This window comes from Reyranella sp. GW821-FHT14A01 (assembly GCF_058803965.1).
The window spans coordinates 350,361-365,445 of the sequence record NZ_JBXAPM010000006.1 but is presented as its reverse complement, the minus strand read 5'-3'; the positions used below and the strand labels follow the sequence as shown (position 1 = coordinate 365,445).

General features: G+C 67.6%; 17 protein-coding genes. All 17 read left to right on the top strand.

Features of this window, described 5'->3' with window-relative positions; genetic code table 11:
• Positions 1-106: 106 nt before the first annotated feature.
• The 17 genes from AC1ROX_RS13065 to AC1ROX_RS12985 all read left to right on the top strand — a co-directional run bounded on the left by AC1ROX_RS13065 (position 107) and on the right by AC1ROX_RS12985 (position 15,038).
• Entirely contained in the window at positions 107-796 is a 690-nt protein-coding gene (locus AC1ROX_RS13065) for a hypothetical protein (RefSeq protein ID WP_493126137.1), read from the top strand.
• A complete protein-coding gene (locus AC1ROX_RS13060) occupies positions 793-1,110 on the top strand; it encodes a hypothetical protein (RefSeq protein WP_493126135.1) in 318 nt (105 codons plus the stop codon). The genes AC1ROX_RS13065 and AC1ROX_RS13060 overlap by 4 nt, the downstream gene beginning before the upstream one ends.
• The gene (locus AC1ROX_RS13055; protein WP_493126133.1) at positions 1,110-1,808 is read left to right on the top strand and encodes a hypothetical protein; all 699 of its coding nucleotides are present in this window, start codon (positions 1,110-1,112) and stop codon (positions 1,806-1,808) included. The genes AC1ROX_RS13060 and AC1ROX_RS13055 overlap by 1 nt, the downstream gene beginning before the upstream one ends.
• A 3-nt stretch (positions 1,809-1,811) precedes the next feature.
• Positions 1,812-2,240 carry a hypothetical protein gene (locus AC1ROX_RS13050; RefSeq protein WP_493126131.1) on the top strand — a complete coding sequence of 143 codons (429 nt, stop codon included), beginning with the start codon at positions 1,812-1,814 and terminating at the stop codon, positions 2,238-2,240.
• A gap of 19 nt (positions 2,241-2,259) precedes the next feature.
• On the top strand, positions 2,260-3,174 hold the full coding sequence (locus tag AC1ROX_RS13045) for a phage tail tube protein (RefSeq protein WP_493126129.1): 915 nt from the start codon (positions 2,260-2,262) through the stop codon (positions 3,172-3,174).
• A 38-nt stretch (positions 3,175-3,212) separates the two neighbouring features.
• Complete coding sequence (locus AC1ROX_RS13040) at positions 3,213-3,413, top strand: hypothetical protein (RefSeq protein WP_493126127.1); 201 nt, start codon at positions 3,213-3,215, stop codon at positions 3,411-3,413.
• A gap of 2 nt (positions 3,414-3,415) precedes the next feature.
• Positions 3,416-3,844: a hypothetical protein gene (locus AC1ROX_RS13035; protein ID WP_493126125.1), complete on the top strand. Its 429-nt coding sequence runs from the start codon at positions 3,416-3,418 to the stop codon at positions 3,842-3,844.
• Between the two features lie 182 nt (positions 3,845-4,026).
• A complete protein-coding gene (locus AC1ROX_RS13030) occupies positions 4,027-4,200 on the top strand; it encodes a hypothetical protein (RefSeq protein WP_493126123.1) in 174 nt (57 codons plus the stop codon).
• Positions 4,201-4,209: 9 nt separating this feature from the next.
• On the top strand, positions 4,210-7,815 hold the full coding sequence (locus AC1ROX_RS13025; protein WP_493126121.1) for a hypothetical protein: 3,606 nt from the start codon (positions 4,210-4,212) through the stop codon (positions 7,813-7,815).
• Entirely contained in the window at positions 7,815-9,536 is a 1,722-nt protein-coding gene (locus AC1ROX_RS13020; RefSeq protein ID WP_493126119.1) for a hypothetical protein, read from the top strand. Before AC1ROX_RS13025 ends, AC1ROX_RS13020 begins: the two co-directional genes overlap by 1 nt.
• A 1-nt stretch (position 9,537) precedes the next feature.
• Positions 9,538-10,215 carry a hypothetical protein gene (locus AC1ROX_RS13015; protein WP_493126117.1) on the top strand — a complete coding sequence of 226 codons (678 nt, stop codon included), beginning with the start codon at positions 9,538-9,540 and terminating at the stop codon, positions 10,213-10,215.
• Positions 10,216-10,227: 12 nt separating this feature from the next.
• A complete protein-coding gene (locus AC1ROX_RS13010) occupies positions 10,228-10,671 on the top strand; it encodes a hypothetical protein (RefSeq protein WP_493126115.1) in 444 nt (147 codons plus the stop codon).
• Positions 10,671-10,793: a hypothetical protein gene (locus AC1ROX_RS13005; RefSeq protein ID WP_493126113.1), complete on the top strand. Its 123-nt coding sequence runs from the start codon at positions 10,671-10,673 to the stop codon at positions 10,791-10,793. The genes AC1ROX_RS13010 and AC1ROX_RS13005 overlap by 1 nt, the downstream gene beginning before the upstream one ends.
• Before the next feature lie 3 nt (positions 10,794-10,796).
• Positions 10,797-12,146, top strand: a complete 1,350-nt coding sequence (locus AC1ROX_RS13000; RefSeq protein WP_493126111.1) for a phage head spike fiber domain-containing protein — start codon at positions 10,797-10,799, stop codon at positions 12,144-12,146.
• A gap of 11 nt (positions 12,147-12,157) precedes the next feature.
• A complete protein-coding gene (locus AC1ROX_RS12995) occupies positions 12,158-12,487 on the top strand; it encodes a hypothetical protein (protein ID WP_493126109.1) in 330 nt (109 codons plus the stop codon).
• 6 nt (positions 12,488-12,493) lie between these two features.
• Entirely contained in the window at positions 12,494-13,396 is a 903-nt protein-coding gene (locus AC1ROX_RS12990) for a hypothetical protein (RefSeq protein ID WP_493126107.1), read from the top strand.
• A gap of 13 nt (positions 13,397-13,409) precedes the next feature.
• On the top strand, positions 13,410-15,038 hold the full coding sequence (locus tag AC1ROX_RS12985) for a hypothetical protein (RefSeq protein WP_493126105.1): 1,629 nt from the start codon (positions 13,410-13,412) through the stop codon (positions 15,036-15,038).
• Positions 15,039-15,085: the final 47 nt, after the last annotated feature.

The window sequence follows — 15,085 nt, the reverse complement described above, 5'->3', positions numbered from 1 at the left end:
CCCCCCCCCCCCCCCCCCCCCCCCCCCCCCCCCCCCCCCCCCCCCCCCCCCCCCCCCCCCCCCCCCCCCCCCCCGCCGGTCTTCCTCCACTCGCCGGGATGCGCCCATGAGATCCTTCTCCGACCTCCTGGAGACCGTTTCGGCCGCGTCCTCGTCGGATGCCGAGCGCAATCTCACGACCGCTGCGGCCGTGAAGACAGCGTTGCGCATCACCACGACCGACACCGATGCCCTGATCGGCGACCTGATCCCGCGCGTCTCGCAGCTCATCGTGGACCATTGTCGTCTGGCGCGCGACGCGGCCGGCGAAAAGCCGACCTTCGCGCGCGAGACTCTGCGCGCCACCTGGTATCCGCTGGCCGATGGTGGGCGCGGACCCGAGCTCTTCTTGCCCTGGCGCCTCCCGCTTTACTCGATCGACAGCGTCGTCGAGGACGGCAGCACGCTCACGCTGGGCACCGATTTCGTTGCTACCGGCGCGCGGCCGGGCCGGCTGCAGCGCCTGTCCGGCGACCGTCCGATCGACTGGCGGGCGGCGAAGATCGTCGTCACCTTCAAGGCGGGATTCGCTGCGACGATGTCCGACAATGTCGACAAGGCCCTCGCCGCCGCCGCGATCGAGCAGCTCCGCGGCTGGGTGTTCGGCGCCCGCCGGGACCCGACCATCCGGTCGACCAACTCGCCCGACATTGGCGCCGAGAGCTACTCTGTTCCGGGCGGCGACGTGATCGGCAACTTCGTCCTCTACCCGCAAGTCCGCGACATGCTTGCGGCTTGGCGGAACCCGGTCCCATGAGTGCAATCGACGCTCTGCAGAGCATGCTCGAAAAGTACGGCGAGACCCTGACCCTGAAGCGCGCTGGCGAGGCCGAGATCACGGTCAAGGCCAAGCGCTTCAACCTCTCGCCGGAGAATGTCGCGGGGGCCCTCGACGACGCCGCCTTTACCGTGAAGATCTCCAACGCGGAAATCGCAGCATCGGCGGCGCCGACTCGCTACCCGCGCCTGGGCGACTCCATCGGCGCCTATCGCATCGTCTCCTGCGACACCCGCAGGGACGGCGAGACGGTGGCGCTCCATATCTTGACCGTCGCCGGCGGTCACTCCTGATGCCAGTCGTATCTTCCGGCCTCACCGTCGTGCAACTAGACCGCTGGCTCGACGCCGACATTCGCAAGGCCCATATCCGCATCGTCCACCAGGACCTTCCGAGGGAAGTCAGGCGCGGCTTTGATCGCCAGCCGGTGGTCGTCACCGACGGCGTGCGGCTCCGGAACTATCTGGACGTCCGGCCCTTCGGTCGTATCGAATTCCTGCGCCGCGAGACCATGCGTCAGGCGGTCATGTACGCCTATGCCGAGCTGGTGCGCCTCTCGCCGGTCGGGCCGCCCGAGGATGGTCACTATCGGGATACGCATCTGGTGCTGGTGAACGGCATCGGCATCCTGGATGGCCGCGCGGCGACCATGGCGGCGCTGGAAGCGCTCGACAAAGTTCGCCCGGGCGACAAGGTCCAGATCGTCAACACCATGCCCTATGCCCGCAAGATCGAAGGAGCGCGGGCCAACCGCCGCAAGCGCTGGCAGGGACGGCGGGGGCAGAGCAGCCAGGCGCCCGGCGGCGTCTATCGCAAGGTCCAGCTCGACGTCACCCGCCGCTTCGGCGGCACCGTGTTCGTCGATTACCGCCTGGAGCAGTTGCAGATCGGCATGCTGATGGCGCGGACCAAGGGGAAGGCCCGCGTGGGAAAGGGCTTCTATACCTATCCCGTCCTGCAGTTCCTCATGAAGAAGAGCGTCTGGAGCTGAGCCATGGCAGGCGATCGGGTGAGGGAGGCCTTCAAGACCGAACTTGAAGGCATCATCACGGCCGCCTCGATCCCGTGGACGGTCAAGGACGTCGAGAACGTCTTCGCCTCGGCCACGGGCGAGACCGAATTGATCGCCCTGGAGTTCGACGGCGGCCCCGTCATGCAGGAAGGCAGCTGGGGACGCCCGAACGGCACGAACTTCGTCATCGAGGAAGGCAACGTCTGGATCCGCGTCGTGGCGCCGCTGGGCAGCGGCAACGACGTGGCGGGCTATGCCCGTGCCATCAGCGACGCCTTCATCCGCCGGCGCTTCACCCTCGATAACGGACGGGGCGTGCGCACCATGCCGGGGCCGCCCAGCCCGACGCGGGTCGGTGGCCGCTGGATCGAGAGCGTCCCTGTCGCCTACCGCATCTACAACCTTGCCTGAGTTCTGAAGGAGAATAGCTATGGACGGTGCACTGAAGCAGGTGTCGATCGTGGCAGAGGTCACGCCGGGCACGATCCCGACCAGCCCGGCATGGAAGATACTGCGCGACGCCTCGACCGAGGGCGCCAACGAAAAGCCGTTCGGCGAATCGCCGGAGCGCCGTGCCGACCGTCGTCTCGCGGCGACCACCCGCGGGCTCGACACGCTGGCCAAGCGCATCACGATGCCCTGGGCCTATGACGACGCCTTCGATCTGCTGGTGCAGTCGCTGCTTAACAGCACCTGGAGCACCAACGTCATCAAGGACGGCAGCACTCCGACAGCGCTCACCCTCGAGGAGCGCTACGAGGGCGGCGCTACCGATCCCTATGTCTGGTCGGCGGGCATGCAGGTCGATGCGATGGAGATCCGGCTCGCCAACGGCCAGCCCGCCTCGGTTTCGTTCGACCTGGCCGGCATGATCGAGACCACGGGTACCGCCGCCAAGGCCAGCTCGACCTATGCTGTGCCGTCGACCAACGAACCGATCACGCCGGCGGACGTCAGCGTCGGCACCTTCTTCAGCCTGACGCCCAAGTTCATGGACGGCACCATCCGCATCACCAACAACTTGCGCCGGCAATATGCCTTCGGAAGCTCCGCGGCCTTTGGCCTGGGCCTCGGTCGCTTCCGTGCGCCCTGCGACTTCAGCTTCTATTTCGAGAGCCTGTCGCAGTACACGACCCTGCTGCCCGGCACGACCGGCGCCCTGGCACTCACCGCCGGCATCCTCACCACCAAGAAGTACACGTTCGAGATCCCGAACGGAAAGATCAGCAAGCCGGTGATCAACGATCCCGGCAACGACGGCGACCTCATGCTGAGTTGCCACGTCGATGCCTTGTTCGACAACAGCACGTCGTGTGCCGTGAGGATCACACGCGCCGTTGCCTAAAGGGCCGGCGTAACCGTTTCAAATTCACGAGGTGCCAGATGTCCACCGTCAAAGTCCCCGTACTTCGGACCTTCTTCATCTACGAGCCGGCCGTGCCGCCCTCGGAAAAGGAAACACGGCGCGACTTCGAGGCCGGCGCGGTCGTCGAGGTCACGCCCGACCAGGCGAGCGATTGGCGCGAGCGGGGCCTGGTCGGCGAGGTGCATTCCATCGCGCCCACGGAACCTGAGGAGGAATAGACTTGAGCCTTATCGACACCACCAAGCTCGAAGCCCTGAAGCGCGACCGCCATATCGAGGGCGATACCGGTATCTGGATGAAGGTGCCGGAGACCGAAATTCGCCTGCTCACGCTGGCGGCGACCGACGCCAACCCGGCCTTCGTCGAGCACTGGCCGAAGATGCAGGCCGAGCTGCGCCGCCTCGAAGGCGTGGGTGCCTCGAAGGAAGAGATCGCCGTCGTCCGCGCGCGCTACTATGCACGCATCTTCCTGCGCGGCTTCAAGAACGTGCCGGCCGCCGGCGGCGGCGAGGTTCCGTTCAGCCAGAGTGCGGCGACCGAGCTGCTGCTGGTCGACGACATCCTGCAAGTGCTGGCCGAGACCGTGTTCGAGACGCGCCGATTCCGTATGGCCCGCGCACAGGAAACCACCGAAGACCTAAAAAACTGATCAGCTGGGACAGCAAGTGGGGGCCACACGTCGCGGCCTTCCGCAACCATGCGAGCCGCGGCGACAAGTCCGCCCGTGCAAAGCTGCTGTCCCGGCCTGATCCGAGTCCGCAGGCGCTGCCGTACTGGCTCGCCTTCCAGGACCTGTCGCGCGACCGGCCGGTCACCGGTGGCATGGTTTCCATGCCGCGCAACATCCCGCTCGACACGATCCGCGCCGAGGCGGCGCGACTCGGCCACGTGGGCGACGGTCACGACATCTTCGTCGCCATCCTGCGCGACCTCGACGATCACTGGTTGCGCATCGAGATGGCCCGGCTGCTGTCCGACGCCAAAAAACGAAGCAACACCCGATAGGAGTGCGCCATGGCGGCAGAAGAGGAGGTGGGCGTAAAGATCGTCCGCATCGTCTATGACGCCAGCAAGGCGCGCGAGGGTTCCAAGGAAGCCCGCCGCTCGCTCGAGGAGATCGAGAAACAGGCCCAGCAGACCGGCGCAGTGATCAGCCGCATGGAGGGCGGTCTCGACATGTTGGGTGGCGGATTCGCGCGGGTCACGCGCTTCGCGGCGGCCTTCGGTGTGGCGCTGACGCTGGGCGCGGGCATCGGCTTCGCCAGGGACATCATGCAGACCGTGGGCAATCTCGGCACACTGGCCGACCAGCTCACGACCAACACGACCTATCTGCAGGCCATGCAGACGGCGGCGACCGGCGCCAACGTCAAGATCGACGATCTGGAGAAGGGCGCTGCTTCCTTCGCCCTGAAGATCGGCCAGGCGGCCGAGGGCAACAAGGATGCGATCGAGACCTTTCAACGCCTCGGCGTGAAGATACTCGACACGCGCGGCGCGGTGCGGCCCTTCAACGACCTGCTGACCGAATCGGCGCAGAAGCTCGACGCGGTCGAGAATGCCAACGTCAAGGTGGCGCTTTCGACCGAAGTGTTCGACAAGGCCGGCCGCAAGATGCTGACGCTGCTGCCCGAACTTGCGAAAGGGCAGGAGGCGCTGACGCTGCAGGCCGAGCGTGCCGGTACCGTGATCTCGCCGGAGACGATCGAGAAGTGGGATAAGCTCGGCTCGGCGGCCGAGAAGGCCGGCATGCAGATGCGTGCCTTCTTCGCCGAGGTGGCGGCGCCCGTCGCAACCGACGGATTCGAGAAGATCAGCGCCTGGCTCGGCACCATCCTTGGCCAGTTCGAGCGAGGCAAGGCCTCGGGGCAGGGGTTCTGGGCTACGGTCCTGCAGGACTCGCGCGCCCAGGGGCGCATCGGCACGGGGCCGAACGCGCTGCGCCTCTCCACGCCGGAGGAGATCGAGGCCGACCGCCGTGCGGCGCTGCTGAAGCAGAAGAACGACCCGAACAACGCCGACCCGCAGCGGCAGGCGATGATCCAGGAGGATCTGGATCGTCTCAACCGCGGGTCCACTCTCGACCGTCAGGCGTCCTTCGACAGCGAAGAGACCTGGGCGCGCCGCTTCAAGATGCAGCCGGTCGCTCCCCCGACGACGGGGACGCGCGACCCCGCGGTCAAGGGCGCCGGTGCGGGCGACGTCGAGCGCATCGAGAAGCTCCGGAACACGCTGCAGCAGGCCGCTGAAGCGCAGGACGCTATGACGACGGCGGCGCTGCGCGGCGGTGTGGCCTTCCAGGAGCAGGACATCAAGGCCCGATCGCTCGAGCAGGCGATGCAGGCCTATGGGGACAAGCTCGATCGCAACCATCCCAAGGTGCAGGCGCTCGCCGCAGAGATCGAGGGTTTCAACCGCCGGGTCGTCGAGGGTAAGGCCGCCGAGACCTTCGCGGTCGCCACCTCCGAGTTGGAGAAGCAGAACCTCCTGATCGCGGCCGAACTGCGCCTGGTGAGCGAGCTCCCCGAAGTGCGGGCGCGCGAGATCGCTCTCATCAAGGCCAAGCAGGACGCGGAGAAGGGCGGCCAGGCCATCACCGTCGAGATGCTCGAAGCGCGTCAGAAGGCGATCGAGCAGAACGAGCTGCTGAAGACGCAGGCCGAGGATCTCAAGCGCGCCAACGAACTCTGGACCGAGCCGCTGAAGCGCGCGCTGGGCGATATCCAGTCGACCGCCGCCGACATGTGGGAACGCATCCTCGAAAACGGCAAGTTCTCGATGGAGGAGTTCGGGCAGCTCTTCATCAAGACGGCCCGCCGCGCCGCGGCCGAGCTGCTGGCGCTGGCGACGATCCGGCCGGTGATCGGCCTGGGCGTCGAGGCCCTGGGCTCGATCGGCCTGGTATCGCCGGGCACCGCCTCGTCCCTGGGGTATGGGTCTGGTGCGGGTGGCGGCATCGGCGGGTTGATGGGCGGCGGAGGGCTCGGCAACCTGTTCGGCGGCGCCAGCAGTTTCTTCAGTCGCCCCATCGCTTCGCTGTTCTCGTCCGCGGCGCCGGCCGGCGGGTATGCCGATGTCGGGGCCTTGCTGGCGAGCGGCAACACTGGCGCCAGCGCAGCTGCCGCGGGCATCGGTGGTCTCGGCGGCATCAGCATCGGCCAGGGACTCGGCGCGGCCTTCGGAATCGGCATGGGCGCCTACAACCTGATCAACGCCCGGACGACCGGCCAGACCCTGGGCGGCATCGGCAGCATGATCGGCGGCGCGGTCTCGCTGATCCCCGGCGTGGGTCAGATCGCCGGCCCGATCATCGCCCTGGCCTCGGCGCTGCTGCCCAGCCTGTTCGGCGAGCCCGATACCCGCACCCACAGTTCGACCAACGCGAACCTGCGCTATGGCGATGGCGGCTGGTACACGACCGGCGGCGCCTGGGGCGCGGGGGCGAACTCCGGCCAGTCGGAAAGCGCGCTGCGCGGCACCACGACGGGCATCGATTCGATCTTCGACCTCATGGGCGGCGTGAAGGACGCCAGCAGGGTCTGGGGCCTGAACCTGTCGAGCTGGACCGCCCAGGGCAAGGACTGGTCCTATACCAGCAACGCCACGCATCTCGTCGACCCGAACGGCAATCGCGAAGCCTGGCGCATGAACATGGACGACATGATGGACACCGGAGCCGCCCAGGTGGCGATCCGGTCCATCCTGTCGGGCGCCACCGGCGAGATCACGGCCACGATGAAGACCGCGCTGGAGCACATGCGCGCCGCTTCCATGGGTATCAAGGAGACCGGCGAGAGCATCGTCTTCGTCGAGGACGTCTACGAGCGCCTCGGCAAGGCTGCGCTGACGGTCAAGGAACCGTTCGAGGCGCTGGAAAAGCAGTTCGGCGACATGGCGGACACGGCCAGGAAGCTCGGCCTGGCGGTGGAACCGGTCGAGGCCGAACGGAAGAAGCAGCTCGAACGGCTCGGCCAGGACTATGTCGACAATCTCGTCGATCCCGTCGCCGCCGGCTTGCGCGCCTGGGAGGACGAGAAGGCCTCGATCCTGGAGAACATCGACTACATCCGCCAGCACACCGATGTCGTCGTCGACCAGGCTCGCATCAATGAGGCCCTGTTGCGCAAGGAGGCCGACCTCAAGAACCAGCTTTATGGCGGTGCTGTCTCGCAGCTCGATGATGCGATCGCGCGCCTGACCCCGGGCGGCAACCTGTCGAACCTCGATCCGACCACCACGCTCGCCGGCCTGAAGGCCTCCTATCAGGCGACCTACGCCCAGGCCTCTGCGGGGGATGCCGCGGCGATCGGCCGGTTCGGCGCCCAGAGCATGGCGTATGCCGAGTACTCCAAGAGCTACTTTGCCGGAAGTCCCGAATACAACGCGATCCGCAACCAGATCATCGAGGCGCTGCAGTCCGTGCAGTCCGCGGCTCTGGGGCCGGCGGCACCATCGACCGATGCGACGGTGTCGCCGGCATCGAATCCGAATGGCGCCCAGTTCCAGCAGCTCATGGCGGCATTCGAAATCTCGCAGAAGGACAACGCCGAGCTTCGCGCCCAGCTGTCGAGGATGACCGCCGTGCTGTCCCGGTACGTGACCACACAGTCGGCGGCGTGATGGCCCAGACCAAGTACGCGGACTTCCCCCCGCCGTTTGGCCAGCTGGGCGGGCCAGGTCGCCCATGGCCGCTCGCAGCCGGCGTCGACCCGCTCGACTTCGGCGCCTATCGCGACAAGGACCTGCTGCTCGTCGCCGAGCCGGTGGATCCCCGCAGCGGTCCGTCGCTCGGGCTGTTCGGCCCCTTTGGCGAGCTTCCCTATCCCAAGGGCGGCTCCTGGGGCTGGAAAGGCGGGAAGGTCGTGATCTATCCCGCCGCCACGGTGGGCCGCTCGACCGACAACGACGACACGCCCGCGGCGATCTACGTCCACGGCGGCCTGCCGGCCTCGCCGAACTTCGCCTCCTCGCTGTTCGATGGGGTCGATCCGCTGACCCGCAGCCGGCCCACGGTCGGCGAGATCGAGATCGTCGATCCAGCCGGAGAACTGGACTGGCTGCTCGACTATGTCTGGGATGGTGCGCGCCTCACGCTGAAGCGTGGCCGGCGCGATACCCCATTCTCGACCTGGGAGACGGTGGCGCGGTTCACCACGTCGGGCCTGGTGCCGTCGTTGGATGCCAAGCGCTTCGCCCTGCGCGATCTCGGCTGGCAGCTCCAGGGCCCGCTTCACAGCGAGTACTACAAGGGCACCGGCGGTCTCGAAGGCGATCCCGATCACGCCGGCCGCTGGAAGCCGTGGGCGCTGGGATACAGCTTCAACAACGAGCCGGTCCTGCTGAGCGCGGCCGACCAGATCTTCCAGTGGAGCCTGAGCTCGTCGCAGGCGCTGCTGGCCTTCAAGCATGGCGGCGTCGTGCTGCCGGTCCACGCCGACTATCCGACCTATGAGGCGCTGGCGGCGGCCGCGATCCCGTCGGGCAAGGTCGGCACCTGTCTCGCCTGTTCGCTGGCCCGGCCGAACATCGATCTGCAGTACGGCATCCGCGTCGATGTGATCGGGGACGCCGATGTCGCCTATGGCCATCCCGGCCCGACGACCCGCGCCGCGATTGCCCGTCGCATCGCCACGACCCGCGGCGCCAACCGGCTCGACGACACCGCCGACATCGACATGACGGGCTTCAACCGGCTGGAGATCCGGCATGCTGCACCGGTCGGCTGGTACTTCGGCGAGGAGATCAGCAAGGCCGATGCCCTGGACCTCGTCATGGCCGGCATCCTCGGCTGGTGGCGTCTGCGGCCCGATGGCCTGCTGACGGTGGGCTTCGTCGAATCGCCGAAGACCGGATCGTCGCTGTCGATCGTGTACCGGGAAGAGGGGATGGGTGAACCCCGTGTGGTCGGCGTCGGTGTCCCGCGGGCCGGCACCAACATGGCCTGGCGGACGAATGGGGCACCGCAGGGACGCAGCGATCTGGCGCCGGCGGTCGACGACGCCACCGCCGAGATCCTGGGCAAGGAAGCCCGCTACGCCACCTCGGCCTCGCCGGCGGTGGCGACGCTCTATCCAACCGCGCGCACCGCGATCGTCGCCAACTCCGGGTTCTGGAACGAGGACGATGCCGCGATCGAGGCGGCCCGGCAGCAGGGCATCCTCGATGTGCCCCGCAAGCGCTGGCAGTGGCCGATGAAGGTCGATCCTTATGCCGACCTGCTGGGCTCCGTGGCGACCCTGACCGGCTTCGACCGGCTGGCGGCCGGCGCGGCGCTGCCGCTGCTGGCCGTGGGCCTCGATGCGCAGGGCGCCGATGAAGTGATCTTCGACTGGTGGGGATGAGATGGCGCACAGGATTTTCGATCTCGCCCAGCAGATGACGAGCTCGACGGGGACTGCGGCATTGGCGTTCGGCGCGGTGCCGGCCGGTTGCATCGGCTTCGCCGACCAGGGCGCCGTCGCCGGCGACACGTTCTGGGGCTGCATCCGGCACCAGACCGCCAACGAGGTCGAGGTCACGCTCTGCACCATCGTCGGCGACGGCACCATCACGCGCGCTGCCGTGCCGCTGATCTCGACCACCGGTGCCAAGATCGCCTTCTCGGCCGGGACCAAGACCATAACCTGCGTCGCGCCCGCGTCGAAGAGCGTCACGGCCGACGATAACGGCCTCTTCAGCTTCCCCGGCCCGGTCACGGCCCGGAGCGTGCGCGAGGTCGTCGTGCTGGCGGCGATCGTGGGCGGCGTGGTGGCCCTCAACCTGCAGCTGGGCGGCGTCTTCACGCTCCCGGTCAACGGGAACATCACCTCGATCGACATCCAGAACGAGGTTGCTGGTTTCGGCCACAGCTTCACGATCGAGTTCACCGCAAACGGTACCGGCTACTCGCAGGTCTGGCCGTGGACCTGGATCAACGGCGCGCCTGTCCTCACCACCACGAACGGCAAGCGCGACCTGGCTGTGGTCTGGTCAATCGACGGGGTCAACTTCTTCGCCGCGATGGTGGCGCAGAACTACTGAACGGAGCACATCATGCGTATCAGCGTCGATCAGACCGTCACGGCGGGCGCCTATACCGCCGGCATGGCGGTGGGCGGGAAAATACAGCTGCCGGATCTCGCCTCGGGCTCGGATCTCAAATGCGCCGTCGTCGATGCGTTGGTGATCGACAAGGCGGGGCAGCAGCAGCCCTATGACCTCGTCTTCTTCAATGCAGACCTCGTCGGCACCGTGACCGACCGCCAGACCTTCAATCTCCACGACTCGGACCGGTCGAAGCTTCTGGGCTTCCTTCCTCTTGTGAACGTGCGGACGGTCGGTTCCGGGGGCGTCCTCATCGGTGCCACGAACATCTACAAGCGCCTCACGCTGGCCGGCCGGATGACCTATGCCGTCCTGCTCGCGGCCGGCACGCCGACGTTCGCCAATCCGACCGACGTGTCGCTGCACCTCACCACCGAACAGGTCTGGGCCTGATGCGCTCGCTGGCCTCGCGCCTGGCGATGATGTTCGTCGCCCGGATCAAGACCTACCTCGCCGCCCAGAACGGCACCGACCGGATCGTCACCGAAGCCGGCGATTCCATCATCATGGAGTGAACGATGGCCGACCAGAAGGTTTCCCAGCTCGCCGAACTCGCCGCCGGCGACCTCGATCCCGCGGCCGACTTCCTGCTCGTGTCCGACATGAGCGCATCCGCGTCGAAGAAGATGAAGGCGTCGGAGATGATTCGGGCCTCGCTGCCCTATCTCTACACCGCATACGACTTCACGACGGGCTCGCTGCTGCCGACCGTGTCGTTCACCCGCGCCTCGTCGGGCTGGCGCTACAACAGCTCCGGCGTGCTGGTGCCGGAGACGACCGATGTCGCGCGGCTCCAGTACAACCCGGCGACGCTGGCCGCGCGCGGGCTGCTGATCGAGGAAGCGCGGACGAACCTCGTGTTGCGGTCCGCCGAGTTCAACAATGGCTCGATCTGGCTGCCGACTCGCGCCACCGTGAGCGCGGACACGGGGGCGGCGCCGGACGGCACGACCACGATGGACAAGCTCGTCGAGAACACGGCGGCCAGCAACAACCACTACATCGAGAATGGGTCCTTCTCGGTCACAAGCGGGCAATACTACACGGCTTCCGTCTTCGCCAAGGCCGGCGAGCGTGTGTGGTTCTACATCTGGCTGGTGACCGGCTTCGGTGCGACCGCGCGGTCCTACTTCAACGTGACGGCCGGCGCCGGGGCACTCGGTACACTCGGCCCCGGGGCCGTGGCGGCGTTCATCCAGGATGTCGGCAACGGCATCTACCGCTGCACGGTGATCGCACAGGCGACCGCGACCGGAACCGCTTCCATGCGCATCGGGCTGGGGACGGCCGACAACATCGTGAACTACACCGGCGACGGCACCAGCGGCCTGCATCTATGGGGCGCAGATCTGCAGGCCGGCGACGCTGCGGCCAGCCACATCCCGACGACGAGCGCGACCGTGGCGCGCGCTGCCGATGTCGCGCTGATCACGAATGCCAATGTCCTGACGGACCAGTGCTGGATCGTGAAGGGCCGCACGCCAAGGAAGATGTCGGGCGGTGCGGTCAATGTCGCCTTCCAGGCCGACGACGGCTCCGGGAACAATCGTCGCACCCTGCGCTACGGCACGGATGGCAGGCTGCACGCCATCGCGACCGTGGGCGGCGTCGACCAATGCGACCTCGATCTCGGCGCCGTGGCCAGCGACACGGACTTCGCCGCCGCAGTCCGCTGGGCCAACAACAACTTCGCCGCTTCGCTGAATGGCGGCGCGATCGTCACGGATCTTTCCGGCGAGAACCCGATCGGCCTCACGGCCGCCCGGGCCGGCCGCAGCTCCGCCGGCAACTACTGGAACTCAACCATCCGCACCATCGAGACGCGGCGCACGGCAAGCGATGCCGGGCTGCCGTTGCTCGCGGCCTAGAGGAGGGCACCATGTGGTCACCCGCGATCTACTGCCAGCATCCCGACGAGGAAACGGCCCGCGCCGCCGCCGCGGCCCTGGGTGTCGAGTTCCCACCCTCCGGTCGTATCCCGACCGGGAACCAGAACTACGCCATGCATGCGCCGATGCAGCCGCCCTGGGCGACACCGCCGGTCGTCGACGGCGACGGTGTCGAGGTGACGCCCGGGGTCCCGGAACCGGGCTACTGGTCGATGCTGCGCCTCAACATGGACTGGGCCGGTTACGAAGCGGCCATGGCCGCGATCGAGCTGGCCGGCGTGCGCCGCGAGCTCGACGATCCGCCGGTCGTCTGGGCCTGACGCCGCATGCCGACGAGCCCCGCCCCGTACAGCGTGCAGCCGATCGGGGCGGGGGACCCGTACCTGGCACCCGTCGCGGCGCCGCAGAACTGCCTCTTCCTGTCGTCGCGCACGATCGACCGGGCCACGGTGGTCGCGAGCACCGAAGTCAGCGGCCTCCGCGCTTCATTCCTGGCCGACATCCAGCCGGCGAAGAAGTGGCGGACGACCGGCAAGACCGGCCAGTACCTCAACATCACGATGGAGCAGGCCGAGTCCTGCGACACGGCCACCTTCATCGCGCCGAACTTCGGCCCTTCGACCGTCGTCCGGATCTATGCCGCCGAGACCGCCGACGCCCTGCTGGTGGCGCCGGCGCTCGATACCGGCTGGCAGAGCCCATGGCCGGGCGGGGAGAAGCCCGTCGTTCCCGACTGGCCGGTCTTCACCGGCCTGCTGCGGTGGAGCAACACGGCCGCCTATAAATACTGGCGGATCGAGTTCGCCGACCCCGGCGCGCTGCTGACGTATTACGACCTCGGCCGCTTGCTGCTGGGCCAGGCTTATCAGCCGCGCTTCAACGTCGACGTCAATCCGGCGATCGGCCTGCAGTCGCCGGACGTGCAGAGCCGAACGCCGTTCGCCCGCACCTATACCGATCCGCGCGGCCCGGCCTCGCGCCGCCTGACCCTGCCGCTCTCGGCGGTCAATCACGACGAGCTGGCCGGGTTGTTGTTCGAGCTGCAGCGCTATTGCGGTCTGGCGCGCGACTTCGTCTTCGCGCTCGATCCCGGTGCCCTGCGGAAGGACGCCCACCTCTACACGCTTCAGGCGCTGTTCGCCGACCAGGCGCAGTTCGAGGCGCAGCCCTGGTGGGACGGCGCCAACCAGACCTGGCGGACCTCGCTCACCCTCACCGAACCGATCTGACAGAGAGGCCGAAATGGCGCGTACCTTCGCTGAGGAAACCGTCGAGACCAGCAACACGACGGGGACCGGCTCTTACATGCTCGACGGAGCGGCAGGAGACTATCTGCCGTTCGCCGCGAGCTTTGGCTCGGGCGATAAGCCGGCCTATGTGGTGCGCAACAACAACAACACCAAGTGGGAGATGAATCTCGGCGGCGCCTTCACGCCGGGCTCGCCCGCCACCCTGGCGCGCGGGGTCTGGAAGTCGACGAACAGCAATGCCCCGGTCCCGTGGACGGTCGACGACCTGCCGCTGACCATCTATGTGCAGCCTTCGGCCGAGGTCCACGAAGGTGTCGTCACGGGCTGGCTGGCGGGCTCGCGTCACGCGCTGCTGCGCGCCGGCGCGCGCTGGTGGGACGACACGCTCGGTCTGGCGGTGGGCTGGTTCGACACGCTGGTCACCGGGCCCGCCGCGGACACGCGCATCGGCTACTACGACGCCGTCAAGGATGCCTACTTCCCGGATAGCCGGCGCCCGTCCGTCGCGGTCGGCGCGGCCAACAAGACGGTCGCCGCATCCGATATCGGCGTGTGCTTCTCCTACAACACGACGGCGGCCGCGCGCACCGTGACCCTGCCGGCCGGCAGCACGGTGAAGGACGGATTCACGACGTCCCACGTCGGCCTCGACATCGCCAACGGTCTCATCTTCACGCCTGATGCCGGCGACGGGATCGACGGCGGCGCCGATGGCGTCACGCTCACCGTGCCGGGCAAGGTGCCGGTGTCGATGCGCTGGGATGCGGCGCGCGAGACCTGGGCCAGTTCCTATGTGCCGGCGCAGGCGCCGAACTGGGCCGGTCGGCGCCAGACCGTGGCGGCCGGCCGGGTCGATTCCTCCGGTCTGCCCAACATCCTGCCGGCCTCGAGCGTGTCGCTCAATCTCACCACCGATCTCGGCGGTGTCACGCTGGCCGTTGCCGCCGCCAACGGCTGGCTAGCTGCGAACGGCCGGCCCAACGACCTGGTGGGCTACACCGCCAGCAACTTCACCTGGTCCGGCCTGACGGCCAGCCGCGCCGCCGCGACCCCGAACTTCATCTACGTCGTCGTCAACGCCGACGGCACGCTGACGCCGGGCAAGACCCTGTTGCCTCCGATCTATCAGTGGGGCGGGACGCCCGCCGTCACCGCCGGCCAGTTCACCTTCAACATCGCCGAGATGAAGGGCTATCTCGGCAACGGCGCCTCGGCGCCGCAGACGAATGCGGTGTTCATCGGCGAAGCCGCGACCGATGGCAGCACCGTGATCTCGACCGTCACCTATGCCTTCAACGGGCGGTTCGAATCGGCGTGGACCGCGACGCTCCCCAGTTCGGGCGTGCTCGTCACCGCCTCGCACAGCATCGGCTGCCAGCCGCGCGATGCCGATTACGTCATGGAATGCACGACGATCGACAAGGTCTGGCCGGTCGGCCGCCAGATTCGCGGGTCCAGCGTATTCGGCACCAATGGCTCGCAGAACACGGTCGGCACAACCAATCTTGTGGTTGAAATGATGAACGCCGGCTTCCTGGGCCAAACCTACAATTCGCCCTCCGCCAGCGCCTTCACGCTGGCGAGCTGGAAATACAAGTTCGTCGCCGATCGCGGGTGGTAGGACTCGACGCCTTCGTCGGGGCGAGACGGACCAAGAGAACAAGAACG